Source organism: Adlercreutzia sp. ZJ138 (assembly GCF_011038935.1).
Classification (GTDB): Bacteria; Actinomycetota; Coriobacteriia; order Coriobacteriales; family Eggerthellaceae; genus ZJ141.
This window is the reverse complement of the sequence record NZ_JAAKEA010000023.1, coordinates 14,930-33,595: the sequence shown is the minus strand read 5'-3', so window position 1 is coordinate 33,595 and position 18,666 is coordinate 14,930. Positions and strand designations below refer to the sequence as shown.

The following is an 18,666-nucleotide window of genomic DNA, read 5'->3' as shown; positions in this document are numbered from 1 at the left end:
GCTCTTTCAAAACCTTGCCGTATGGGATGCTGAGGGTGGCCGCTATCAGGAATACTTCCAGGCATACCCTGTTGTACGCATTTCATTCAACGACGCGAAACAGCTGGCGTGGGACGAAGCGAGTGCTGCAATTCGGGGGAATATTTCGGTCGAATACGAACGCCACGCCTATCTCGCTCAGAGCGATCGGATTTCCGACACCGAGCGTGCATACGTCGCGACTATCATGGAAGGGCGTCTGAGTACCGATATGGGCCGGTCTCTTCTGAACCTGTGTCGTCTTCTTTTCAAGCATCACGGCCGTCGCGCCGTTGTTCTTATTGACGAATACGACGCGCCGGTGATGGCGGGCTATACATATGGCTACTACCAAGAAGTGGTGGCCTTCCTGAAGGGCTGGCTCACCGGTGCCTTGAAGGACAACAACGCGCTCGCCTTTGCGGTGCTCACAGGCGTACAGCGCATCACTAAAGAGTCAATTTTCTCCGACCTTAACAACCTTAAGGTAAGCACCGCGCTCAACGTAGTATCCGACGAGCGCTATGGGTTTACTGATGATGAGGTTGATGCCTTGGCTGAGTACCTGGACGTGCCGGATGACGCCGGCAAGGCTCGAAAATGGTACGACGGGTATCGATTTGGGGGCGTGGACGTATACAATCCCTGGAGTGTACTCAACTTCTTTGACAGTGGTTGTGTAGCCGATGTGTACTGGGGCAATACTTCTTCCAATTCGGTACTGGGGGAGATGGTGCGTTGTGCGGACGATCGCACATGGGAACGGCTGTATACTCTTATGAAACCGGAGGGCACGGTGAGCGAGTCGTTGGATTTGGGCGTGGTGTTTCCCGATGCGGGAATTCGGTCGGGTGCGCTTTGGAGCATGCTGTATTTGGCTGGCTACCTTACCACTGAGGACACAGAGCTTCCGAATAACACACGCAGAGAGCGCCCGCTGCGCATTCCGAATGCCGAAATCAGAGAGCTGTTCCGTGCGGAGATCGTCGACCGCTTTTCTGAGGTGTCGGGCAATGGGGGTCGGCTTGTCGAACTGCACCGAGCCCTGACGGAGGGCGAGGCCGACGTGGCTACCGAAGAGTTTAAGGGTGTCCTGTATGAGTCGGCCAGCTGCTTCGACCTGACGCGCGAGAACAGCTACCATATGCTCGTGTTGGGACTATTGTTTGGCATGCGCGGCTACGAGGATCCAATATCCAACCGTGAGGCCGGTAAAGGCCGTTTTGATGTGCGAGTTCAGCCGATCGATCCCGATCGTCGACCTGTTATCGTTCTTGAGCTTAAGTATGCAAGACCCGATACGCCCAAGGCCGAGAACCTAGACGAATTGGCTCGCGCTGCTCTCGCTCAGGCTCGCGATCGCGTATATGGAGCAGGAGCGCACTCCGGAAGGGAGGGCACTCTTTTCTGGGGCGTGGCGGTTAGTGGCAAAAACGTGGCGTGCTCGTGTTATGCAGACAGGTGTTCCTCTTCTCCTGTGCTGCACGACTAAGCCCTATCGTTTCTTTAGGCGAAGATGTGGCCGATGATGAAGCCGACAATGGCGCAGATGGCACCGAGCATGACCGAGTAGGTGACAATACGCACTTCGCGGCGTTGCTCGCGCGCGTGCTCCATTTCGCTACGTTGCAACTCGGCGAAGTATGAGTAACCGTCGCTGGTGATAACGACCACACTTCCGCGATGTTGGTCAGCGCGAACTGCGAGCATGCCCTTTTCGATGAGCTCTGTTTGTAACGTGTTGTTCTCAAGCAAAGGGAAGGCACAGCGGAACATCGCCTCGCCGCCTGCGCCACACGTGGTGCGCTCGTATTCGAGCAATCGGTGAAGCTCTCGTTCCTGGGGTATGTTCAGAGAAGTTACCATGTGACCGTCCTGCATGTGCGAATCGCGTTTCCTTTGTCTTGGGTTATGATACCCGTTGTTTGCCGTACATCAAAAGACTTTCGCGACATTCATCCGCCTTTTTGCCGAAACTTTGTTTTAACGGCGATAGCGGGACAGCAATATATACTGGTGACTGATCATTCCCAAAAGCCCCCAGCGGGGACGACTCGCTGTTTGCAAGGGGTTAGGGGTTGGCGAGTCGCACCCATTGGGGGCTTTTTAGGATGCCCGTCCCGGGAGGGGGTGTCGAGACGGGCGGGGTGTTGTTTTGCAAAAGAGCAGTGTATCTATGGCACCGAGGGGGTGGTGCCATAGATATGAATGGCCTTAGAAGAACATGAATACGCTTGCACCCATGTTGTAGAAAACCATGCGCAGGGTTAGGGCGCCGACGAAGGCGCATGCTGCCGCGACAGAGCCCCAGATAACCTGCTTACCCTGCTTCTTCGCAAGGAAGGCGACAGCGAGGGCAGCAATCGCACTGACGATTGCAACAATGGTGAGGATCATTGAATCGCCAGCGAAAGGGGAATAGGCGGCTGCGTCGGCAAGAGGTTTCGTGGGGTGAACCGGGTCGAAGTTGTAGCCGATTGTAGTGAACGCGCTTGTTGCCGCAGCAGCAGCGGCAATATAAGCAACAGTCGTTACGGCATTTACGGCTGAACCACCAAGCAACATGAGGTCGGACAGCTTCATGTCAGTTTCCTTGTCAACGGCAGCGATAATTGCAGACATGGTGGCAGGGCCGAGTACGCAGGCATTGCCCAGCACGGCAAGTACCCACAACAGTGAGTTCCAAGCCGGACGGGAGGCCATCAGGTAACTGTGAGCCATGACAATCACAAGGATTGCAGCTACGGCGATACCTATAATGGCGATCCACGCAGGGGCTTTGCCATCGCCTTTACGAATCATTGCCAAGTAGATTACGGCCACAATGGCAAGGGCGACGATAGCGATGAGTTCCTGAGCAATGCCGGAGGTCAGATTTCCGAAACCGTTGAAGATGCGGTCCCAATGCTCCAGATGGAAGAAGACTGCAATACCGCCAACTGCAAGCAAAGCTGCTGAGGCGATCCATGCGGGCATTTGAGCTTTAGATGCTATACCCTTGAGACCTAAGACGCACTGGCTGGCGAACAAGCCGGCAGACCAGGCTACGAGAGTGGTGAAGATGATAAGGGGCCATTGAAGTTCCATTATTCCTCCTCTCCCTGCCACGTGTGCTTGCGAAGGATGTAACGGAAAGCAGGTTCGTTGCCGACGTTAGGAAGGGCGTAAACTTGGGATTCATCAAAGTCTTCAAGGTAGTCTCCCAAGCGAGCGCGAGATTTACACATGTCCTCGTAGGACAGGCCACCCTCAAGGCTTTTTGGCTCGTCGTACGCTTCGAAGTTTTCGATTCCTTTTTCAAGGTCACCAAACCACCGCGCGCGGCCACCACAATTGATAACGCACTGAGGTAGTTCACCTTGGGCGATCTTCTGCTCGCACAGTGTGCATTTCTCGACGACTCGCTCTTCTTCGTTCAGGTAGCGTACGCCGTAGGGGCAGGCCATGGCGCAGAACTGACAGCCAATACACTTGGACTTGTCGATCTGAACAGTGCCGTCTTCGAGTTTTCGAGATGCGCCGGTGGGGCACACTTTCACACACTCTGGATCCTCGCAGTGTTGGCAACCAACGGGAAGGAAGTACATTTCCACATCAGGGGAGATAGCTCCTTCGTACTTTGGGTTCGGCCCAATGCGCATGACCTTGTTCCAGAAACTACCAATGGGCACGTCGTTAGCCATCTTACATGCGGTCATGCAAGCAAGACATCCCACACATCTTTCAAGGTCGGTTACGATTGCGTATTGCGTCATGACGAGAACACCTCCCACTTGTTGGAGTCCTGATGAAGGTCGGAGAAGGACTCGCCGAGGCTCGGATCAGCTGCGATCTTGTCGCAAGCCTTCTTCCACTGCTTCAAACGCGGGTCGGATGCGTCGTGGATGATCTCCGTGCCATCGGCACCGCAGGGAACGGGATTGCCGAACGGGGAGTTTTCCGCCGTAGCTTTATAGATCTTCACGGGGATGCCGCGAACTTGACACGATCCGCAGTACGGATCCTGCGCGTTCTTGTTGTTGATGTTGTTGATATTGCAAAGGTCGAAGCCCTTGGTTGCGTCGTTAAGCTCGGGGAACCACCACTGATGCTCGCAGTTGATAACGCCAGGCTTAACGCCATGGAACAGATCGGCACACTGGCGTACTTTGCCCCATGCGGATTCGATCCACACCCAGTCGCCCTGAGCAATGCCCGCGGCAGCAGCATCAGCCGGGTTAATTTCCACGCGGGGTGCTGGCCAAATCTCGCGGCACCACGGAAGCTGTCGATGTTCATTGTGGAAGTAAACCGGAATGCGTCGACCGGTTGTCATAATGAGCGGGTAGTCTTCGAATAGTTCGGGGGTTGATACAGGGCTCATGGGAGGCTCGTCATAAACAGGCAGCTCGGCGTTGGCACCAGGAACAAGGCTTTCCATAATGGTGGACCAGAATTCAACCTTCATGGTCGGAAGACTTGTGCCAGGGATTCCGTCATACATCAGGGCCTTATTTCCACCTTTGCCGTTGCGGAGATAGCCCATCATGTAACGGCGGTACGTACCCCAGTCTTCGGGATAGACATCCTTGCTTTGCCACCATCCGTGCTTCTGGAACTCTTCTTTGAACTCCTCCCAGCTGTCGAACATTCCCATGTTGGCAACGTGCTTGTCGAGCGCGTCCGTGAAGGGACGATCCCACGGGTCGCCTTCTTCTGGATCGAAGAACGGACGACCTGCGGCCTTGTAGAGGTTCTTGACCAGATCGGGCTCATAATAAACGCCGCTGGGGGGCTCGATGCAGGGTACGTTTGCGCCGAAGGCACCAGAGGATCCCTGGGATTGGCGTAGCCAACCCGTGCACTCAAGCCAATGATTGGCGGGTAGGATAACATCGGCTAGACGGCTGCCTGGGGTATGCCATAGGTCGACAACGAAGAAGAAGTCGAAGTCCATGATGGCCTCCCACGCATACATGGCGTTGGAGTTGTTCATGAAGTCACCTGCGCCGCAGGTGCCAGCCTTGATGGGGTAAGGCTCTCCTGTGTGGCAAGTTTCCCAGATAGAGGTAGAGTCGCACCAAGTGTTCCACCATTTCGTAAGCGGGAATTTGTCGCCACCGACGATATCCTTGCGCTTCTCCATCTCGGATTCCTCGGTACCAGCGTACTTGCCTTCGGTGAAGGAGAGAGCAGATTGGGTGGAGTACTTGGAGGCGGTGTAGGGTGGGATGGCGCTGGCGCACCTGTTGCGGGTCATGCCGCGGTTCCCACCGGGTTCGTCGTAGTTGCCGGTCATGAAGAATAGCAGGTAGATTGCGCGGAAGGTCTGGGTGGAACGGCCCGTTTGTTCGGGAGCAAGTTGAGCGTTGAGACCACCGTTGCCGCAGCGCGGATCGATGCGGGTTGCCCATGCGAGACATGCATCTTCGATGAGCTTCGGATCGAGATCGCAGGTTTCTGCGGTCTTTTCAAGAGTCCACTCAGAGACGCAGTCATCCCAGTAGCGCTGCCAGACAGTTTTACATTTAACCTGGCGGCCATCTTTCAAGGTAACGGTGAATCCGTCCGGGTCTTCACACCATAGAGCCGGATCAATACCCTCGGGGGGCTCGGGGTAGTCTGGAACCCAACCACCACGCTCGTATTCCCAGCCGGTTGTCGGGATGTTGTAGTCTGTTTGTCCTTCCCATAGGCCGGGTTTCTCGGCTCCTTCGTCGGCGTTGAACCAGGCGAGCTTGCCGGTTGCGTTGTTCCACACCATGAACTTGTGGACATCGCCGCCCTCAACAATGTCACTTTCTTTCAAAAGGCGGGTGTTTACCGGAAATTTAGCCGAGATGTTTCCCTTGACGCCGATCCATCCAGAGGGTTCGATGTCATCGCATACGAGGAACGGCGCGTTGGAATAGTACTTAACAATGAAGTCGTCGTAGAGCTCTCGATCGATGACGATACGTGTCCAACCAAGAGCAAGTGCCAGGTCGGTTGCAGGGCGAAGGGGCAGGTGGTAGTCGGCGGAATGTCCGCAGTTACTCACTCGCGGGTCAATCGAGATGAATATTTCAGCGCGCTGGGCGGCTTCGACGGTGGTTCGACATGCTTCGTCGTAGTTGGACTGAGTCTGGTCAGTTCCCCACTGTACATATACTTTTGGATAGTCAACAACAGCTTGCCAATGGATACCATTCTCGATAGTCATAGCACCTGTTTCCCGGCGTGGACCCTTGCAGATCTGCGTGGCGGCTGCCGAATTGAGGCCGTCAAACAAATCTCGGTATGCACGTGAGCAGGAGGATGCGTACAGTCGGCTGGTGCCTTCAATTGACACGAAGCCTTTGTTGGTATACTTGTCAACGACGTCGTTCATGCCGTTGATGATTGCGGCGAACGCTTCGTCATAGGTCGCGCGCTTCCAGCCGGGGTCGTCTGATCCTTTAGGGTTTGTCCTGATCATCGGGTAGCGAAGACGGTCAGGATGGTAGGCTGCCTGGAGGGAAGCCTGCGACTTTGTGCAGCAGTTGCCATTGGACTGCCAAGCGCTATCGTCACCTTCGATCTTTACAGCACGGCCGTTTTCGACGGTTACCCATACGCCGCACTCCATCTTTCCGCATCCACGACAGGCGGTGCGAATACGCTTGACTTCGGTGGATGTTTGCTCGACGGTATCGGAATCTGCCAATGCGGTCATAGCAGACGTGCCTGCAAGGCTGGCGGCGGCACCGGTGATGGCGGCTGTCTTGAGGAAGCTTCTACGTGTCATGGTAAAGCGAGATGGTTTCGCCCTTTCCATAAGCAATCTCCCTTCTTCCTTGTCTCTTTTGTTTTACGTTTCGAACGTGCGCTCACTATTTGTCCCCCTTTCCGTTTGGGCGCACGCTTCTCTTGTGAGATGGTATGAGCTAGGGTTTGTGCGGGTAAATATTGAATAGATGAAGTTTTTTGAAAAGGCTATTTTATATAGGTTCTTCTGGTGCTGAAACGGCATATATATAGAAAGTGTATATATGCTTTCATCTCGGAAAACTCTATAATCAAGTGCAAGAGATGCTCTGAGAGGGGGCTCTATGAGCACCGAAAAGGTGAGATTAAAACTAAGGATTGGCGAATATGCGCTACGTGAGTACATGCAAGATGGAGTGCAGCAGAAAGCTATTCTCACAGCTTCGTATTTCTGCTTCATGTTGTGGATTCACTTCAACTTCTCTTCTTCTGGGTCGGATGTGTTTGTGCAAACGCAGGATCTTTACGTGTTAGCACGAGACGTTTCGCAGGTCACGAACGGCCTCATGCTCGTTATGTGTGCGGCTATGCATGAACGGGCTGAGAAGTGGCTCTCGAAACCGTTTGTTTCCATGTGCGCTGTGTTTTTCTGTACGTTGGGAACAGTGTTGACAAGTTTTCCCTTTGCAGGTCCAGATGTTGCGCCGACATCTGTCCTCTTGGGAGGGGTACTTACGGGCCTTGGGTCGGCAACAATCCTTCTTATGCTTGCCATATTCTTTGCCAGCAGAAAAGATCTGGCTCCTCTGGTGTTTGTCGCCCTTGTGGGGTCGACTATTGCTGCGTCGCTTTGCTATCTTCTACCGCAGAGCGTATTGTTCATTCTCGTGCTCTGTTTGCCGATGGTTATTGTCGGACTGCTTAGCGTTGGTGCGCATGCGTCTGATGACTTCGCAGCTTTGTCGATTATTGGCGCCGATGACCTGAATAGGTACTGGGCGCTCGTAGGTAAACTTGTCGTCATGGTTTTACTGTTCTATTCGATCAATGGTATAGCGAAAACCTTTGGCAGGGGTGACTCTTTTGGTATCGATTTTGCTGCAGTGCTGCTCTTGTCGGTTCTTGCCGTAGTTATCCTTGCTTTGTCATGCGTTTCTTACGGTAAGTTCAATACAGTATCCCTCTATCGCACATCGTTTCTGTTCTCTTTGATTTGTATCCTGGCACTGCCTGTTCTGAATGAGAATTCTGCATTTGCATCCGGTGTTGTATTCGTCAGTAATGCAGTCTTCAGATCTCTAGTGTTTATCTGCGAATGTCAGATTTGCGCGCGCACTGGCTTGTCTCCTGTATTTGTTTTCGGGATCATTGAAGCACTTAAGCGTATTCCGAACTTAATCATCCTCGGCTTATTTGGAATCGTACCCGTTGAAGTTGCCGCTTCGTCGCCGATGGGTTACCTTGCTTTCATCCAGGCTGCCGCCGTTATTTTAGTCTTCGTGTACATCCTCGTGTTCACCGAGCGTGATGTACACCTGCTTACTGAGTTCGATCGCAAGCTTTCAGTTCGCGATGAGCTTGAAAAGCGTCGTATGGATATTGCTGAGCAGTATGGGCTTACGGAGCGGGAAACTGAAGTATTTATCCTTTTGGCGGAGGGAAGGAGCTCCGCCCGTATTGCTGAAGAGATCTATCTGTCGAAGGGAACTGTCAATATTCACGTACAGCACATATACAAAAAGCTCAGCATCCATTCAAGACAGGAGCTTCTTGATATAGCCTCGCCTCTAGATGACCGGTAAGACTTAATCTCAAAAGAAGAGGTGTCGTTCAAGTAGAACCGATAACTACTTAAGCGACACCTCTTAAACGCAAGCGCGTAAGCGAATGAATCAGCGTTCGTAAACCTGGTCGTTTTTTATAAGCTTACGCAATGACCTTACGATGGATTGAGGGTGACTGGGTGGATTGTCGACTGGCTTCATGACGAACCGTGAGACGCTTGCTGATGTGATCGCTTCGGTAGATACCTCAGAAGAGAGGTGAAGGGCACCGGTGTGGCAGATTCTCGAGCAGGTGCCGCAGCTTACGCACTGACGAGGGCGATGCTTGACACCGATATGTCCCTTCTTTGTATGGAACTTGAAGATAGCACCAGTGGGGCAGAAGGTTGCACACATGCGACACGAGGAGCAGCGATCGACATTAATGTCGACAGATGACCAAAGCCTGCATGCAATTGTCGCATCTTCCGGTTCGCCGAGGTTGTCGAGCGCATCAAGAAGAAGCTTCCGGCGCTCGGGGAATCCCTGGGGGAGAACTCCGTTTTCGTTTACTTTGATCAAAGGATCATTAGATACGTCTTCTTCTGCGGTATCGACCTTCTTCAAGGCGAAATCAACAGAGAGGCTAGCAGCCGTCTTGGCGCCGCCTTTCAATTCTGAAAGAAACTCTCTGCGGCTGTTGTCGTATTCAGCAGGGCGATCGAGACGGATGCGGGAAGGAAGTTTCTTTACTGCTTGAATCTTGGTGTTGCTTCCCCATGTCTTAAGCAGTAGGTTAGCTGCGAGACACGCCTGTTTTGCAGCTTGCGCACCTCGTTCATGAGGGCATTCTTCGCAACCGGTTGCCACGAGGGTTATTCGTTCTGCTCCAAGAGAGACAAGCGATACGAGAAGACTCTCGTCAACGCGTCCGAGACAACGAACGCTAACGACCTTCTCGGGATCATAGAGGCCATTTGCTGCGTCGAGAATATGACGACAGGCGATGACGGGTTTACCTTGGGTTGCGTGCAGAGCCGATTGGCATTTCTCCATGAGTTCTGAGTCTGAAGGTGATTTGGGTAAGATGGCTCCGGTAGGGCAGACGCTTGCGCATGTTCCACATGAGATGCATTTTTCAGGCGAAGCGATTATTTCGTTGTCTCGAATAGTTATACAGCCGCTTGGACAGGCTTCTGCGCATCGCTGACAGCCTGCGTTTCTGTTGCGGACGGTTACGCATCTTTCTCGGTCGATTACGAGATTGAGACTTTCTAGCTTGTCGAGAAGGTTGATGATGTTGCTGGCGCTTGACATGCTCTGCCCCCCGTTACTTTGCAGACGCATTGTCGTAGGGCGCTGCGATTTCGGAAGTACTCCCATCTTCTCGCTCGATGAGCCAAGTTGAGTAGTCGATATCGAAAGGTTCTACCACGACTCTTTTTTCGGGTGCCTCTTCTTTGTCGGGTTCGTCGGCTGGCATGTCGGTTTCGACGGTATGGGCGGCCGCTTGCTCTATGTAGCTGTTTGGGGACGGTGCCCAAACGCGAACGGGGTTTTTGCCGAGCAGCTTGTCGGCGCATGCATTTCGCACCTGTTCGATGATCTGATCAGCGCATACGGGTATTTTAGAAGTATGATCGAGGCGGATAACTATGGTCATAGCCTCATTAAACTCAACCTCCATCCAAGAGAAGGCAAGAGAGTCAAGATGGCGTTCGTTCACGTTGTTGAATGCAAGCATGGCTGAGGATGTCTTATAGAAGCTGTTACGCATCCAGCGAGGCATTGAGTCGCGCCACGTCTGGTCTTGGCATTCATCTAGTTTGTCCCAATAGGGAGTGCTGGCAAGCGCTTTAAGACGAATGAAATTCCACACGTTATCGTCGTTGCTTGTATGGGTTATGACGGATGTGGGAGCGATATGCATGTACGAGCGCTTGATATCAGCCGCTAGTTCGTCAGTGTAGATCCTTTCGTCAAGATCCATCAGTAAATGCAGAGTAGGTCGAATCATGGTCATAGTGTCTCCTTGCTTAGACAATGAAACTAACTACCCCTAACCCTAAGAGGACAGTATCAGTATTAATGACATTTTTGTCAACTAGTGTTGAGTTAAGGCCTGAGAGAGCATTCAGTGGCTTTCAAGGGGTGTGAATAAGGGGCTTACGGCAGTGTATTGGGTATTGACCAATCTGTTTCAGGGTCGTATTATGCGCCTTGGGGTTAATTCCGCTCGAGCGTTTCGTGCGGACATGTTTGCAAAAGGGCAGATCTCAGGGGTGAGGTCTGCGGTGCTGTTGTGCCGAACGCAAGCATTTGTCCGAAGGGCGGAGAACATGAATTACGATTCTTCCCAGTTCGATTTTCTTCCGAGTAACGAAGCTGACGCTGATTTCGACCCACTGTCTCTCATTGATGATGAAGACGACGATGAGGATTACGACGAAGAACCCGGATCTCTTTCTATCCAGGAGATAAGCGCCGCAACAGCGGCAATGCCTGCTGCTGCGGTCGATACCAGGCCTGCTTCGGTTCGTACTGCCGACCTGTTCGATCATATGAAGTCACGACGCCGTGTTCTGCTTGACATCCTCTCTTTCTGTGAAGAGCCTCGACTTGTTGCGGACGTTAACGCGCGCGTGGACGAAAAACAGCGCAACGATTATTCGGTTTTCACCGCTGCGAGCCTGTGTGAGCATCTTGAGGCTGCGGGAGCTCTTCATCTGGTAGCTGAAGACGGTTCTGATTACGTTGAGATGGAAATGGAGCCTCAGCTCGTCACCATTGATGGCGTTGAGTACTACGAGACGGTAGACCCGCCGGTTGCCTACTGGCAGACAACCGACGTAGGCGTTGAGTATTTGGAATCTGACCGCCCACTTGAGCGTTTACGTGAGTTGTTCGTAACAGATGAGATGTATCTGTCAATCTACAAAAGAATTCTTTACCTGTGCTCTTGCGAGGGAGGGGCAACAACGGCGGAGCTTGGTGCGGCTGTCGACGATGATGAGATTGTCCAGAATCCTCGGAGGTATTCCACGTTCTTTGCCGAGAGGCTAGAGAAATGCGATGCCCTTGCATGGAGTGGGAAGGCGTGGGTTGCAACCGAAATAGGAATCGTCGGCCTTGAGTGTGATCTTGCCGATATTGAGCTGCCGACTGCTTTTATGCCCGCGGTATCCGATCTGTCTGACGAAGAATAAGGGGGATTGTAATGACTACGAATAACGTAGCAAACGACGAGGTCATGATCGGCGGGGAAGCTGCGATGGCACTCGCTCAGCTTTGTGAAAGCCGAGCGGCGACGTACGGCATGATTGCCCGGTTATATCGCGTCGAAGTTGACAAGGAGCTTCTTTCTGAAATGAAGGCCATGAGGTTTCCTGCTTCGACGGGAAACGACCTTGTTGATGAAGGGTATCGCCTGATTGCGAAATACTTGAGCAATCTTTGGGAGAACAGCCTAACCGATCTTGCAGTCGACTATGTTCGCGTTTTTATCGGGCATGGCATTGACGCCTTCTCTGCCTCGTATCCGTATGAGTCGGTATATACGTCGGAAAGGCGCCTACTTATGCAGGATGCTCGCGACGAGGTGCTTGCTGTGTATCAAAGCTGTGGACTTGAAAAGAACGAGACGTGGAAGGAAAGCGAAGACCACATTGCTGTGGAGCTTGAGTTTATGCAGATTCTCGCGCTTCGTACCGCAAAGGCTTTGCGGGATGGCGATGAGCAGCAGGCTATTTCGCTGTTTATGACTCAGAGAAACTTCCTTGAAGACCACATTGTATCTTGGACGCCTATGCTTACAGCCGATATGCGCCGATTTGCTAAAACAGATCTCTACAAGGGCTTGGCTTTTCTAACGGACGGATTCTTAGAGACTGAAGAGGTTTTTCTTGCCGATACACTTTCGGAAGTTCAAGGAGAGCTTGAGGAAAAGTAGCGTTTCGGTATGTTCGAATTCGAGAAAGAGAATAGAGATATGAAGAAAGAAGAGAAGAACGAGGCGGTTGTAAGCGAGGTGGAAGCTCGAAGCGAAGCGGGTGTTGGTATGTCGCGTCGTACGCTTTGTGTGGGCGTTGCGGGGGCTGCCGCCGTGCTTGGTCTTGGTGGATTGAGGTTTGTTGGCAGCACGCCTGTCGTAAGGCCACCAGGCGGGCAGGATGAAGATCAGCTTATTTCGGCGTGCATTCGGTGTCAAAAATGTTTTGAGATATGTCCGCATGGTGTGATTAGGCCCTCCCATGTTGAAAACGGCATACTCGGCATGAGAACACCAGAACTGAACTTCTCGGAGAGTTGGTGTGACTGGTGCGAGGAGGCCAACGGCGGTGTTCCGCTGTGTGCTGAGGTGTGTCCGACGCAGGCACTTAAGTTGCCTGAAGGAGCAACGGTCGAAGAAACGATCCTTGGTAAGGCTGAGCTCGATATGGAAACCTGCTTGGCTTATCGCATGATCGGATGCAGGTTCTGTTACGACGTCTGCCCGTATGAAGCCATGGGTCTTGATGAGAACAATCGGCCGTATGTGATTCCAGAAAAGTGTAACGGGTGCGGCGCGTGTGAGGCAGTTTGCGTTTCCTTGCAAAATGCATCCATTTCACTGGGAGCTACTGAGCGAGCCATTGTTGTTCGTCCGTACGGGGAATAGGAGGCATGCCATGAAAACGACCACTTTGCGCGTGCTTGTTTCGCTTGCCGTTATTGTGATAATCGCAATTGGGTATGCAGTTAATGTCGGCATTGGAACGCTTTCAGCAATTGGCTGGCAGGACATTTCGCTACTCTGTCCGCTGGGTGCGCTGACAACCATGCTCGCGTCAAAGACGATTGTGCCCCGCGCGATTATTTCGCTTGTTATTGCGGTTGTTGTCATCCTGCTTCTTGGTAGGGCTTTCTGCGGTTGGGTGTGTCCTGTCCCTGTTGTATCGAAGCTTCGTGATGCGTTTAAGAAGTCCGGAGGGAAGGGGGCTGGCAATTCGACGGTACCCCTGACCGAGACAGAGCGTGCTTTTCTTAAGGGTTGTCGTTCGAAAGAGGGATGTTCGTCCTGCGAAGATCTGCGTGCACAATTCGACTCGCGGCACATCGTATTGGGAGGCACATTGCTCTCGGCCGCTATATTCGGGTTCCCAGTGTTTTGTCTGATATGTCCCATCGGTTTGACGTTTGCGACGGTGCTTTTAGTTATGTTGCTGTTCGGCGGTGGGGATGTTACCTGGTCGATTGTTATAGTGTCGATTTTGCTCCTTATTGAAGTGGTACTTTTCCGTAAATGGTGCTCCAAGATCTGCCCGCTTTCGGCTCTTATGAGTCTTGTCGCCAAGGGAAACAAGACGTTTAAACCGACCATCAACGACACAAAGTGCTTGGAGAGCTCTCGTGAAGCGACGTGCGGAAAGTGCGCTGAGGCTTGCGAAGTACGCATTGATCCGCGCCATCCCGAGCTGGGGGCACCATGGAACGAGTGCACGAAATGCCGTGCCTGCGTAGACGCTTGCCCTGCAGGCGCGATCAGTATGCCCTTCTTGGCCTCGAAGAATGAGAAAGCAGCCGAGCATGCAGTTTCTTTCATAGAACAGAGGGAAGAAAGGAACTAAGCAACATGCCTACCCTACGTCGCGCTAGCGCGACGTAGGGTTTCGAGCGGAAGGCGGTTTGGCAAGGGACGGGGCGAATCGCCTTCCGCTCGAAAGGAGATTCACTAGAGCATGGTTGGAAAGGATAAAGCAATGGCTGATATGGCTTTAAGGTGTGCGCAAAGGTGCGCGATTACTAGTTTTCCTGGTTCGGGAAAAACACAACAACTTGTGGGTAGGGTTCGTGAGATGTTGGAGGGTGGAATCTCGCCTGAGGATATTCTCGTTCTGTGTGCAACGCCCGATTCTGCTCAATCGTTTTGTGATCGCCTTCGTTCTTGTGTTGGCCTGCCTTCATCCGATATTGCCATCATGTCTGTTCGTTCATTTGCTCTTGATGTTCTCGCTCGTGAAGACGCGCGGGCTTTCACGGGGCGAGAGCCGCGATTGTTGGCACCGTTTGAGGAAAGCGTGCTTTTTGAAGACATTAAAACGTCCGGATTAAGGACTGGTCGACTCAAGGAGATGCTCAAGTTTTTCTACAGGGGTTTAACCGAGCTTGCCGATGAAGATCCGAGTTGGCTTATCAACGGTGAAGAAAAAGGAGTTTTTTCAATACTCAAAGGAAGTCTTTCCATGGTTCGTGGCTTGTTGGAACCGGAGATTTCAAATTGGTGTGTCAAGTACCTGAAATCGCGTCCAGGGCGATTGAACGCAGTGTCTCGCAAACATGTGATTGTTGATGATTACCAGGCGATCAGCCGGGCGTCTCAAACAATCGCACTTCTTATTGCTGAAGAGTCGATTTGCATTGCTGGGGATCCCCTTTCCAAAACAACCGTATATGAATCCTTCCCCTTTACAGAGGGGCTTACCGAATTTCTGACTGACCCTGAAGTTGTCGTTGAGCGGCTTGAGGGGACTCATCGTAGTGCCTCTATGACAGAGTTGACAAACGCGCTTCTCAAAGAGCCTTGTTTTAAAGGAGTGTTTCCTTGTGTGTTTTCGGAAAACGCTCAAACAGGAAGCGTTGAAATCCTGTCGTTTGATTCACCAGAGGAAGAGCTGCGGGGAGCTGCTGCTCGCGTGAGTTCTTTGGTGTCTTCGGGTATTAATCCGTCGTCGGTTTATATTGCTGCGCCGAACAGGGCGTGGTTGAAAAACATCAAGCGTGCTCTTCTTACTGAAGGTCTTGCTGTTGATTGTATGATGTCTGCGAGCCTTTTAGGGGGAGACATTCGTAATGTTGCGTTTTGTAAAGCTGCTCGCGTTTTTACAGCTCTGTCTCTTGCGGTTGATCCCAATGACTCACTTGCTCTTCGAGCATGGTGCGGTATGGGGGACCATTTAGCAAACAGCCCTGTGTTCGAAAAGCTGCGCACAGCTCACGAAGCGATCGGCATAGACGTGAGTACCGCCCTTGACCAGTTGCAGATGGGTTGCGGTGACGCCACTTATAATCAACGGCAGGTGATTGAACTGTATCGAGAAAGCAAAAGAATTGCTTCGGTAGTTGAGGGTCTAAAGGGTATGGAACTGCTCAAAGCGCTCGCCTGCTTTGTAGCGCGCTCAGATGATGAGGAGGTTCCTGAGGCGGTTGTGGCAATGTGCAGCCCGGTTGATGAGGGAGCAGATGCGGCCGAGCTTCAGTCTCACGTACTAAAGCGGCTTGCGTATCCGTCGTTCGCTCACGACGGTTGTTCGGTAAAGCTAGGGACCTACGAGCAGTCATTCGGACTTGATGTCGACGTTGTTGTGCTCGTTGGATTCGTAAACGGGTTCTTCCCCTCACAGGACTATTTTGATGCTACGAAATGCAATAATGATCAAAGGGAACGTATTCGTACGAAGGACACGATACGCATGTATGATCTTCTCGGATGTGCGAGGGAATCTGTCATTGCAACATGCTTCACAGAGGCCGAACTCGAAATCGCGAGTGCTCTTAACCTAAAGGTTGATCGCATCAGGATACGTCAGGGTAAAAGGATGTGCAGGATATCGCCGAGTTTGTACTGTTCGGTGATGCAGCAGAAGTAATCTCGCAGCCTGTTTTAAACGGTATAAGCGAACGATCAAGGCGGTTAGGTAGTCAAGCCGGTGAGTGCGACGCGCGTGTCGCGAACACTATAGTTGTACGACATAGGGTACTTAAGGGTACGGCATAGGGGGGTTGATTGTCAAAGCTAGTGTAGGTTCCTGCACTAAGTTTGGCAATTAAGGGGCGTTTTCCGTTCTTGTGAACGTGTGCATTTTTCTTCCCGATGCGGGGTTTATGTGCCATAATTTGTGGTTGGTGTGCCCGAAGCGCGTAATGCGGCGGCATTCCGTGGCAAGCAGCGTGCGCACTGCGGGCTCGCATGTGCCGCAAGGCGATGTAAGGACAATGGAGGAAACATACGTGGAAACTAAAGTTGAGGCGATGGAAGGCAACCGTGCGAAGGTGACCGTTACCATCGAGGCGGCAGACGTTGATGCCGGTATCAAGAAGACGTACAAGGAATTCGCCAACAGATATAACTTCCCCGGATTCCGCAAGGGTCGCGCCCCGCGTCCGGTTATTGACAACATGCTTGGTAAGGATGCTGTGCGCGCAGCTGTCACCGATGAGCTGGTTAACACCAATTACCCGCTGGCTATCGACGCGAGTGGCTTATATCCTATGGGTCAGCCCGCCGTCAATGCCGATGAGCTGGTGAAAGCTGGGGCACCCTACGAGTTCACTGTTGAGTTCGATCGCATTCCCGATTTCGAGCTGACCAGCTACGAGTCTGTCGAGATCGAGCTTCCCTCCGAAGAGGTTACTGACGACGAGGTTGACGAGCAGATCGAAGAATTCCGCGAGCAGCTTTCCACGCTCGAAGACGCTTCTGCTAACGCCAAGGTGAAGGCCGACAGTGTCGTGGATATTGCTATCAAGGCAACCGATGACGACGGCGAGGAACTTCCCACGCTCACCAGTGAATCTCGCACGTACGCCTTGGGTTCTGACATGTTGCCTGCCGAGTTTGACGAGCAGCTGGTTGGCCTGAAGAAGGGTCAGGACGTCTCGTTTACCATCGATATGCCTGCCGAGCCGCCGATTCTGCTTCGCGCTCTTTCCGGCAAGACCGAAAAGATTGCCTTCGAGGTGAAGGTTAACGTGGTGAAGAAGCGCGTACTACCTGAGGTTACTGACGAGTGGGCGAAGGAGAATAACTTCGAGAGTGTGGAAGACCTGCGCACTCGCGTTCATGACGGCATTGAGTCGCAGAAAAAAATGAACATGCCAGCGCTTAAGGAAGGCGCGTGTCTGGCGAAGCTTGCTGAGCGTCTTGAGGGCGATATCCCTGAGACTCTCTGTGAGCAGCAGGAAGGTCAGCTGCTGCAGAACTTCTTCCAACAGCTGCAGATGCAGGGCTTGACGTTCGACATGTACCTGGCTGCCAACAACCTGACCACCGACCAGTTTAAAGATGACGTGAAGAAGCAGGCAGCTGACATCACTCGCCAGGATATGGCGCTTGATGCGTGGGCACGCCACAACGAGTACGTGGTTACGAGCGAGGAAGTGTCCGCCGAGTTCGCCAAGAGCGGTGCCGAGGATCCAAAGGAGCTCGAAAAGGAGTGGACGGCAAATGGCCAGCTGCACATGGTGCGCCAGGGTATCCTGCGTTCCCGCGCGGCTATGGAGTTGATGGACGGCGCGGTGGTTACCGAGGCTAAGCCTGCCAAGAAGAAGGCTGCCAAGAAGGCCGCGAAGAAGGCCGACGAGGTCACTGAGGCAGCGGAGGCTACCGAGAAGGCCGAGTAACATCGCCTTGGCTTTAGACACATTGCATGGCGGCCTGCTGGGCGTGCTTGGGCGCGTTTGGCAGGCCGTGATGGCATACGGGCCGCTCATGCGGCCCCTTGCGCATTCGAGCGGAATGCGCGCAACTGTATAAGAAACAAGCACCGAGACGAAACCTAGGAGGACCCATGGGCTACGAAACGAAATCCGCACTGATCCCCTACGTCATCGAGCAGTCTCCGCGTGGCGAGCGCAGCTACGACATTTACTCGCGACTGCTCAACGATCGCATTATCTTCTTGGGTGAGCCGATCGACGATCATGTGGCGAACTCCGTTGTCGCGCAGATGCTTCATCTGGAAAGCGCCGATCCCGATAAGGATATCTCGCTGTACATCAACTCGCCGGGCGGCAGCGTGTCGGCGGGGCTGGCAATTTACGACACCATGCAGTTCGTGAAGTGCGATGTGTCTACTATCTGCCTTGGTATGGCGGCCTCCATGGCCGTGCCGCTGCTCGCGGGCGGCGCGCCTGGTAAGCGCATTATTTTGCCGAACGCGCAGGTGATGATGCATCAGCCGATGGGCGGCACGGGCGATGGTCACACACAGCAGACCGATATCCAGATTATGGCTGAGGAAATCAGGAAGACACGTGACCGCTTGGAGGGTATTATCGCCAAACACTGCGGTAAGTCGCCCGAACAGGTGCACGTCGACTGCGAGCGCGATAACTGGCTTGATGCTGAAGAGGCGCTCGAGTACGGCCTGGTTGACAAGATCGCCATGCCGCGCAGTGCCGCGAACGCCGAATAGGACGGTGG

General features: G+C 52.9%; 15 protein-coding genes and 1 pseudogene. 9 read left to right on the top strand and 7 right to left on the bottom strand.

Features of this window, described 5'->3' with window-relative positions; all coding sequences use genetic code 11:
* Positions 1–1,510 (top strand): AAA family ATPase (locus tag G7Y43_RS09145; RefSeq protein ID WP_165046104.1); only part of this gene is annotated, 1,510 nt, incomplete at its 5' end.
* A 14-nt stretch (positions 1,511–1,524) separates the two neighbouring features.
* Here the strand turns inward: G7Y43_RS09145 and G7Y43_RS09140 are convergent.
* The 4 genes from G7Y43_RS09140 to G7Y43_RS09125 form a co-directional block, all read right to left on the bottom strand.
* Positions 1,525–1,899 (bottom strand): hypothetical protein, encoded by a 375-nt coding sequence (locus tag G7Y43_RS09140; protein ID WP_241158229.1) that lies wholly within the window; start codon positions 1,897–1,899, stop codon positions 1,525–1,527.
* Positions 1,900–2,232: 333 nt separating this feature from the next.
* Entirely contained in the window at positions 2,233–3,105 is an 873-nt protein-coding gene (locus G7Y43_RS09135) for a dimethyl sulfoxide reductase anchor subunit (RefSeq protein ID WP_165046103.1), read from the bottom strand.
* Entirely contained in the window at positions 3,105–3,773 is a 669-nt protein-coding gene (locus G7Y43_RS09130; protein ID WP_165046102.1) for a 4Fe-4S dicluster domain-containing protein, read from the bottom strand. Before G7Y43_RS09130 ends, G7Y43_RS09135 begins: the two co-directional genes overlap by 1 nt.
* Positions 3,770–6,793, bottom strand: a complete 3,024-nt coding sequence (locus G7Y43_RS09125) for a molybdopterin-dependent oxidoreductase (RefSeq protein ID WP_165046101.1) — start codon at positions 6,791–6,793, stop codon at positions 3,770–3,772. Before G7Y43_RS09125 ends, G7Y43_RS09130 begins: the two co-directional genes overlap by 4 nt.
* A gap of 496 nt (positions 6,794–7,289) precedes the next feature.
* On the opposite strand from G7Y43_RS09125, the gene G7Y43_RS09120 reads away from it, so the two are divergent.
* Positions 7,290–8,525, top strand: a complete 1,236-nt coding sequence (locus G7Y43_RS09120) for a response regulator transcription factor (RefSeq protein WP_165046100.1) — start codon at positions 7,290–7,292, stop codon at positions 8,523–8,525.
* A gap of 90 nt (positions 8,526–8,615) precedes the next feature.
* Here G7Y43_RS09120 and G7Y43_RS09115 read toward each other — a convergent pair whose 3' ends face one another.
* The 3 genes and pseudogenes from G7Y43_RS09115 to G7Y43_RS09110 all read right to left on the bottom strand — a co-directional run bounded on the left by G7Y43_RS09115 (position 8,616) and on the right by G7Y43_RS09110 (position 10,509).
* Positions 8,616–9,542 carry a 4Fe-4S dicluster domain-containing protein gene (locus tag G7Y43_RS09115; RefSeq protein ID WP_241158228.1) on the bottom strand — a complete coding sequence of 309 codons (927 nt, stop codon included), beginning with the start codon at positions 9,540–9,542 and terminating at the stop codon, positions 8,616–8,618.
* Between the two features lie 30 nt (positions 9,543–9,572).
* Positions 9,573–9,803 (bottom strand): annotated as a pseudogene (locus G7Y43_RS10845) (4Fe-4S binding protein); the annotation flags it as partial.
* Positions 9,804–9,816: 13 nt separating this feature from the next.
* A complete protein-coding gene (locus G7Y43_RS09110; protein WP_165046098.1) occupies positions 9,817–10,509 on the bottom strand; it encodes a hypothetical protein in 693 nt (230 codons plus the stop codon).
* A gap of 316 nt (positions 10,510–10,825) precedes the next feature.
* Here G7Y43_RS09110 and G7Y43_RS09105 point away from each other — a divergent pair, with 316 nt between their 5' ends.
* The 7 genes from G7Y43_RS09105 to G7Y43_RS09075 all read left to right on the top strand — a co-directional run bounded on the left by G7Y43_RS09105 (position 10,826) and on the right by G7Y43_RS09075 (position 18,658).
* Complete coding sequence (locus G7Y43_RS09105) at positions 10,826–11,692, top strand: hypothetical protein (protein WP_165046097.1); 867 nt, start codon at positions 10,826–10,828, stop codon at positions 11,690–11,692.
* A gap of 11 nt (positions 11,693–11,703) precedes the next feature.
* Positions 11,704–12,435: a molecular chaperone gene (locus G7Y43_RS09100; RefSeq protein ID WP_165046096.1), complete on the top strand. Its 732-nt coding sequence runs from the start codon at positions 11,704–11,706 to the stop codon at positions 12,433–12,435.
* A gap of 39 nt (positions 12,436–12,474) precedes the next feature.
* Complete coding sequence (locus G7Y43_RS09095) at positions 12,475–13,143, top strand: 4Fe-4S dicluster domain-containing protein (RefSeq protein WP_165046095.1); 669 nt, start codon at positions 12,475–12,477, stop codon at positions 13,141–13,143.
* Positions 13,144–13,153: 10 nt separating this feature from the next.
* Entirely contained in the window at positions 13,154–14,092 is a 939-nt protein-coding gene (locus G7Y43_RS09090; protein ID WP_165046094.1) for a 4Fe-4S binding protein, read from the top strand.
* A 111-nt stretch (positions 14,093–14,203) separates the two neighbouring features.
* Positions 14,204–16,111, top strand: a complete 1,908-nt coding sequence (locus G7Y43_RS09085; protein WP_370514682.1) for a UvrD-helicase domain-containing protein — start codon at positions 14,204–14,206, stop codon at positions 16,109–16,111.
* 361 nt (positions 16,112–16,472) lie between these two features.
* Positions 16,473–17,864, top strand: a complete 1,392-nt coding sequence (tig, locus tag G7Y43_RS09080) for a trigger factor (protein ID WP_241158227.1) — start codon at positions 16,473–16,475, stop codon at positions 17,862–17,864.
* A gap of 167 nt (positions 17,865–18,031) precedes the next feature.
* Positions 18,032–18,658, top strand: coding sequence for an ATP-dependent Clp protease proteolytic subunit (locus tag G7Y43_RS09075; RefSeq protein ID WP_165046091.1), 627 nt, complete (start codon positions 18,032–18,034; stop codon positions 18,656–18,658).
* Positions 18,659–18,666: the final 8 nt, after the last annotated feature.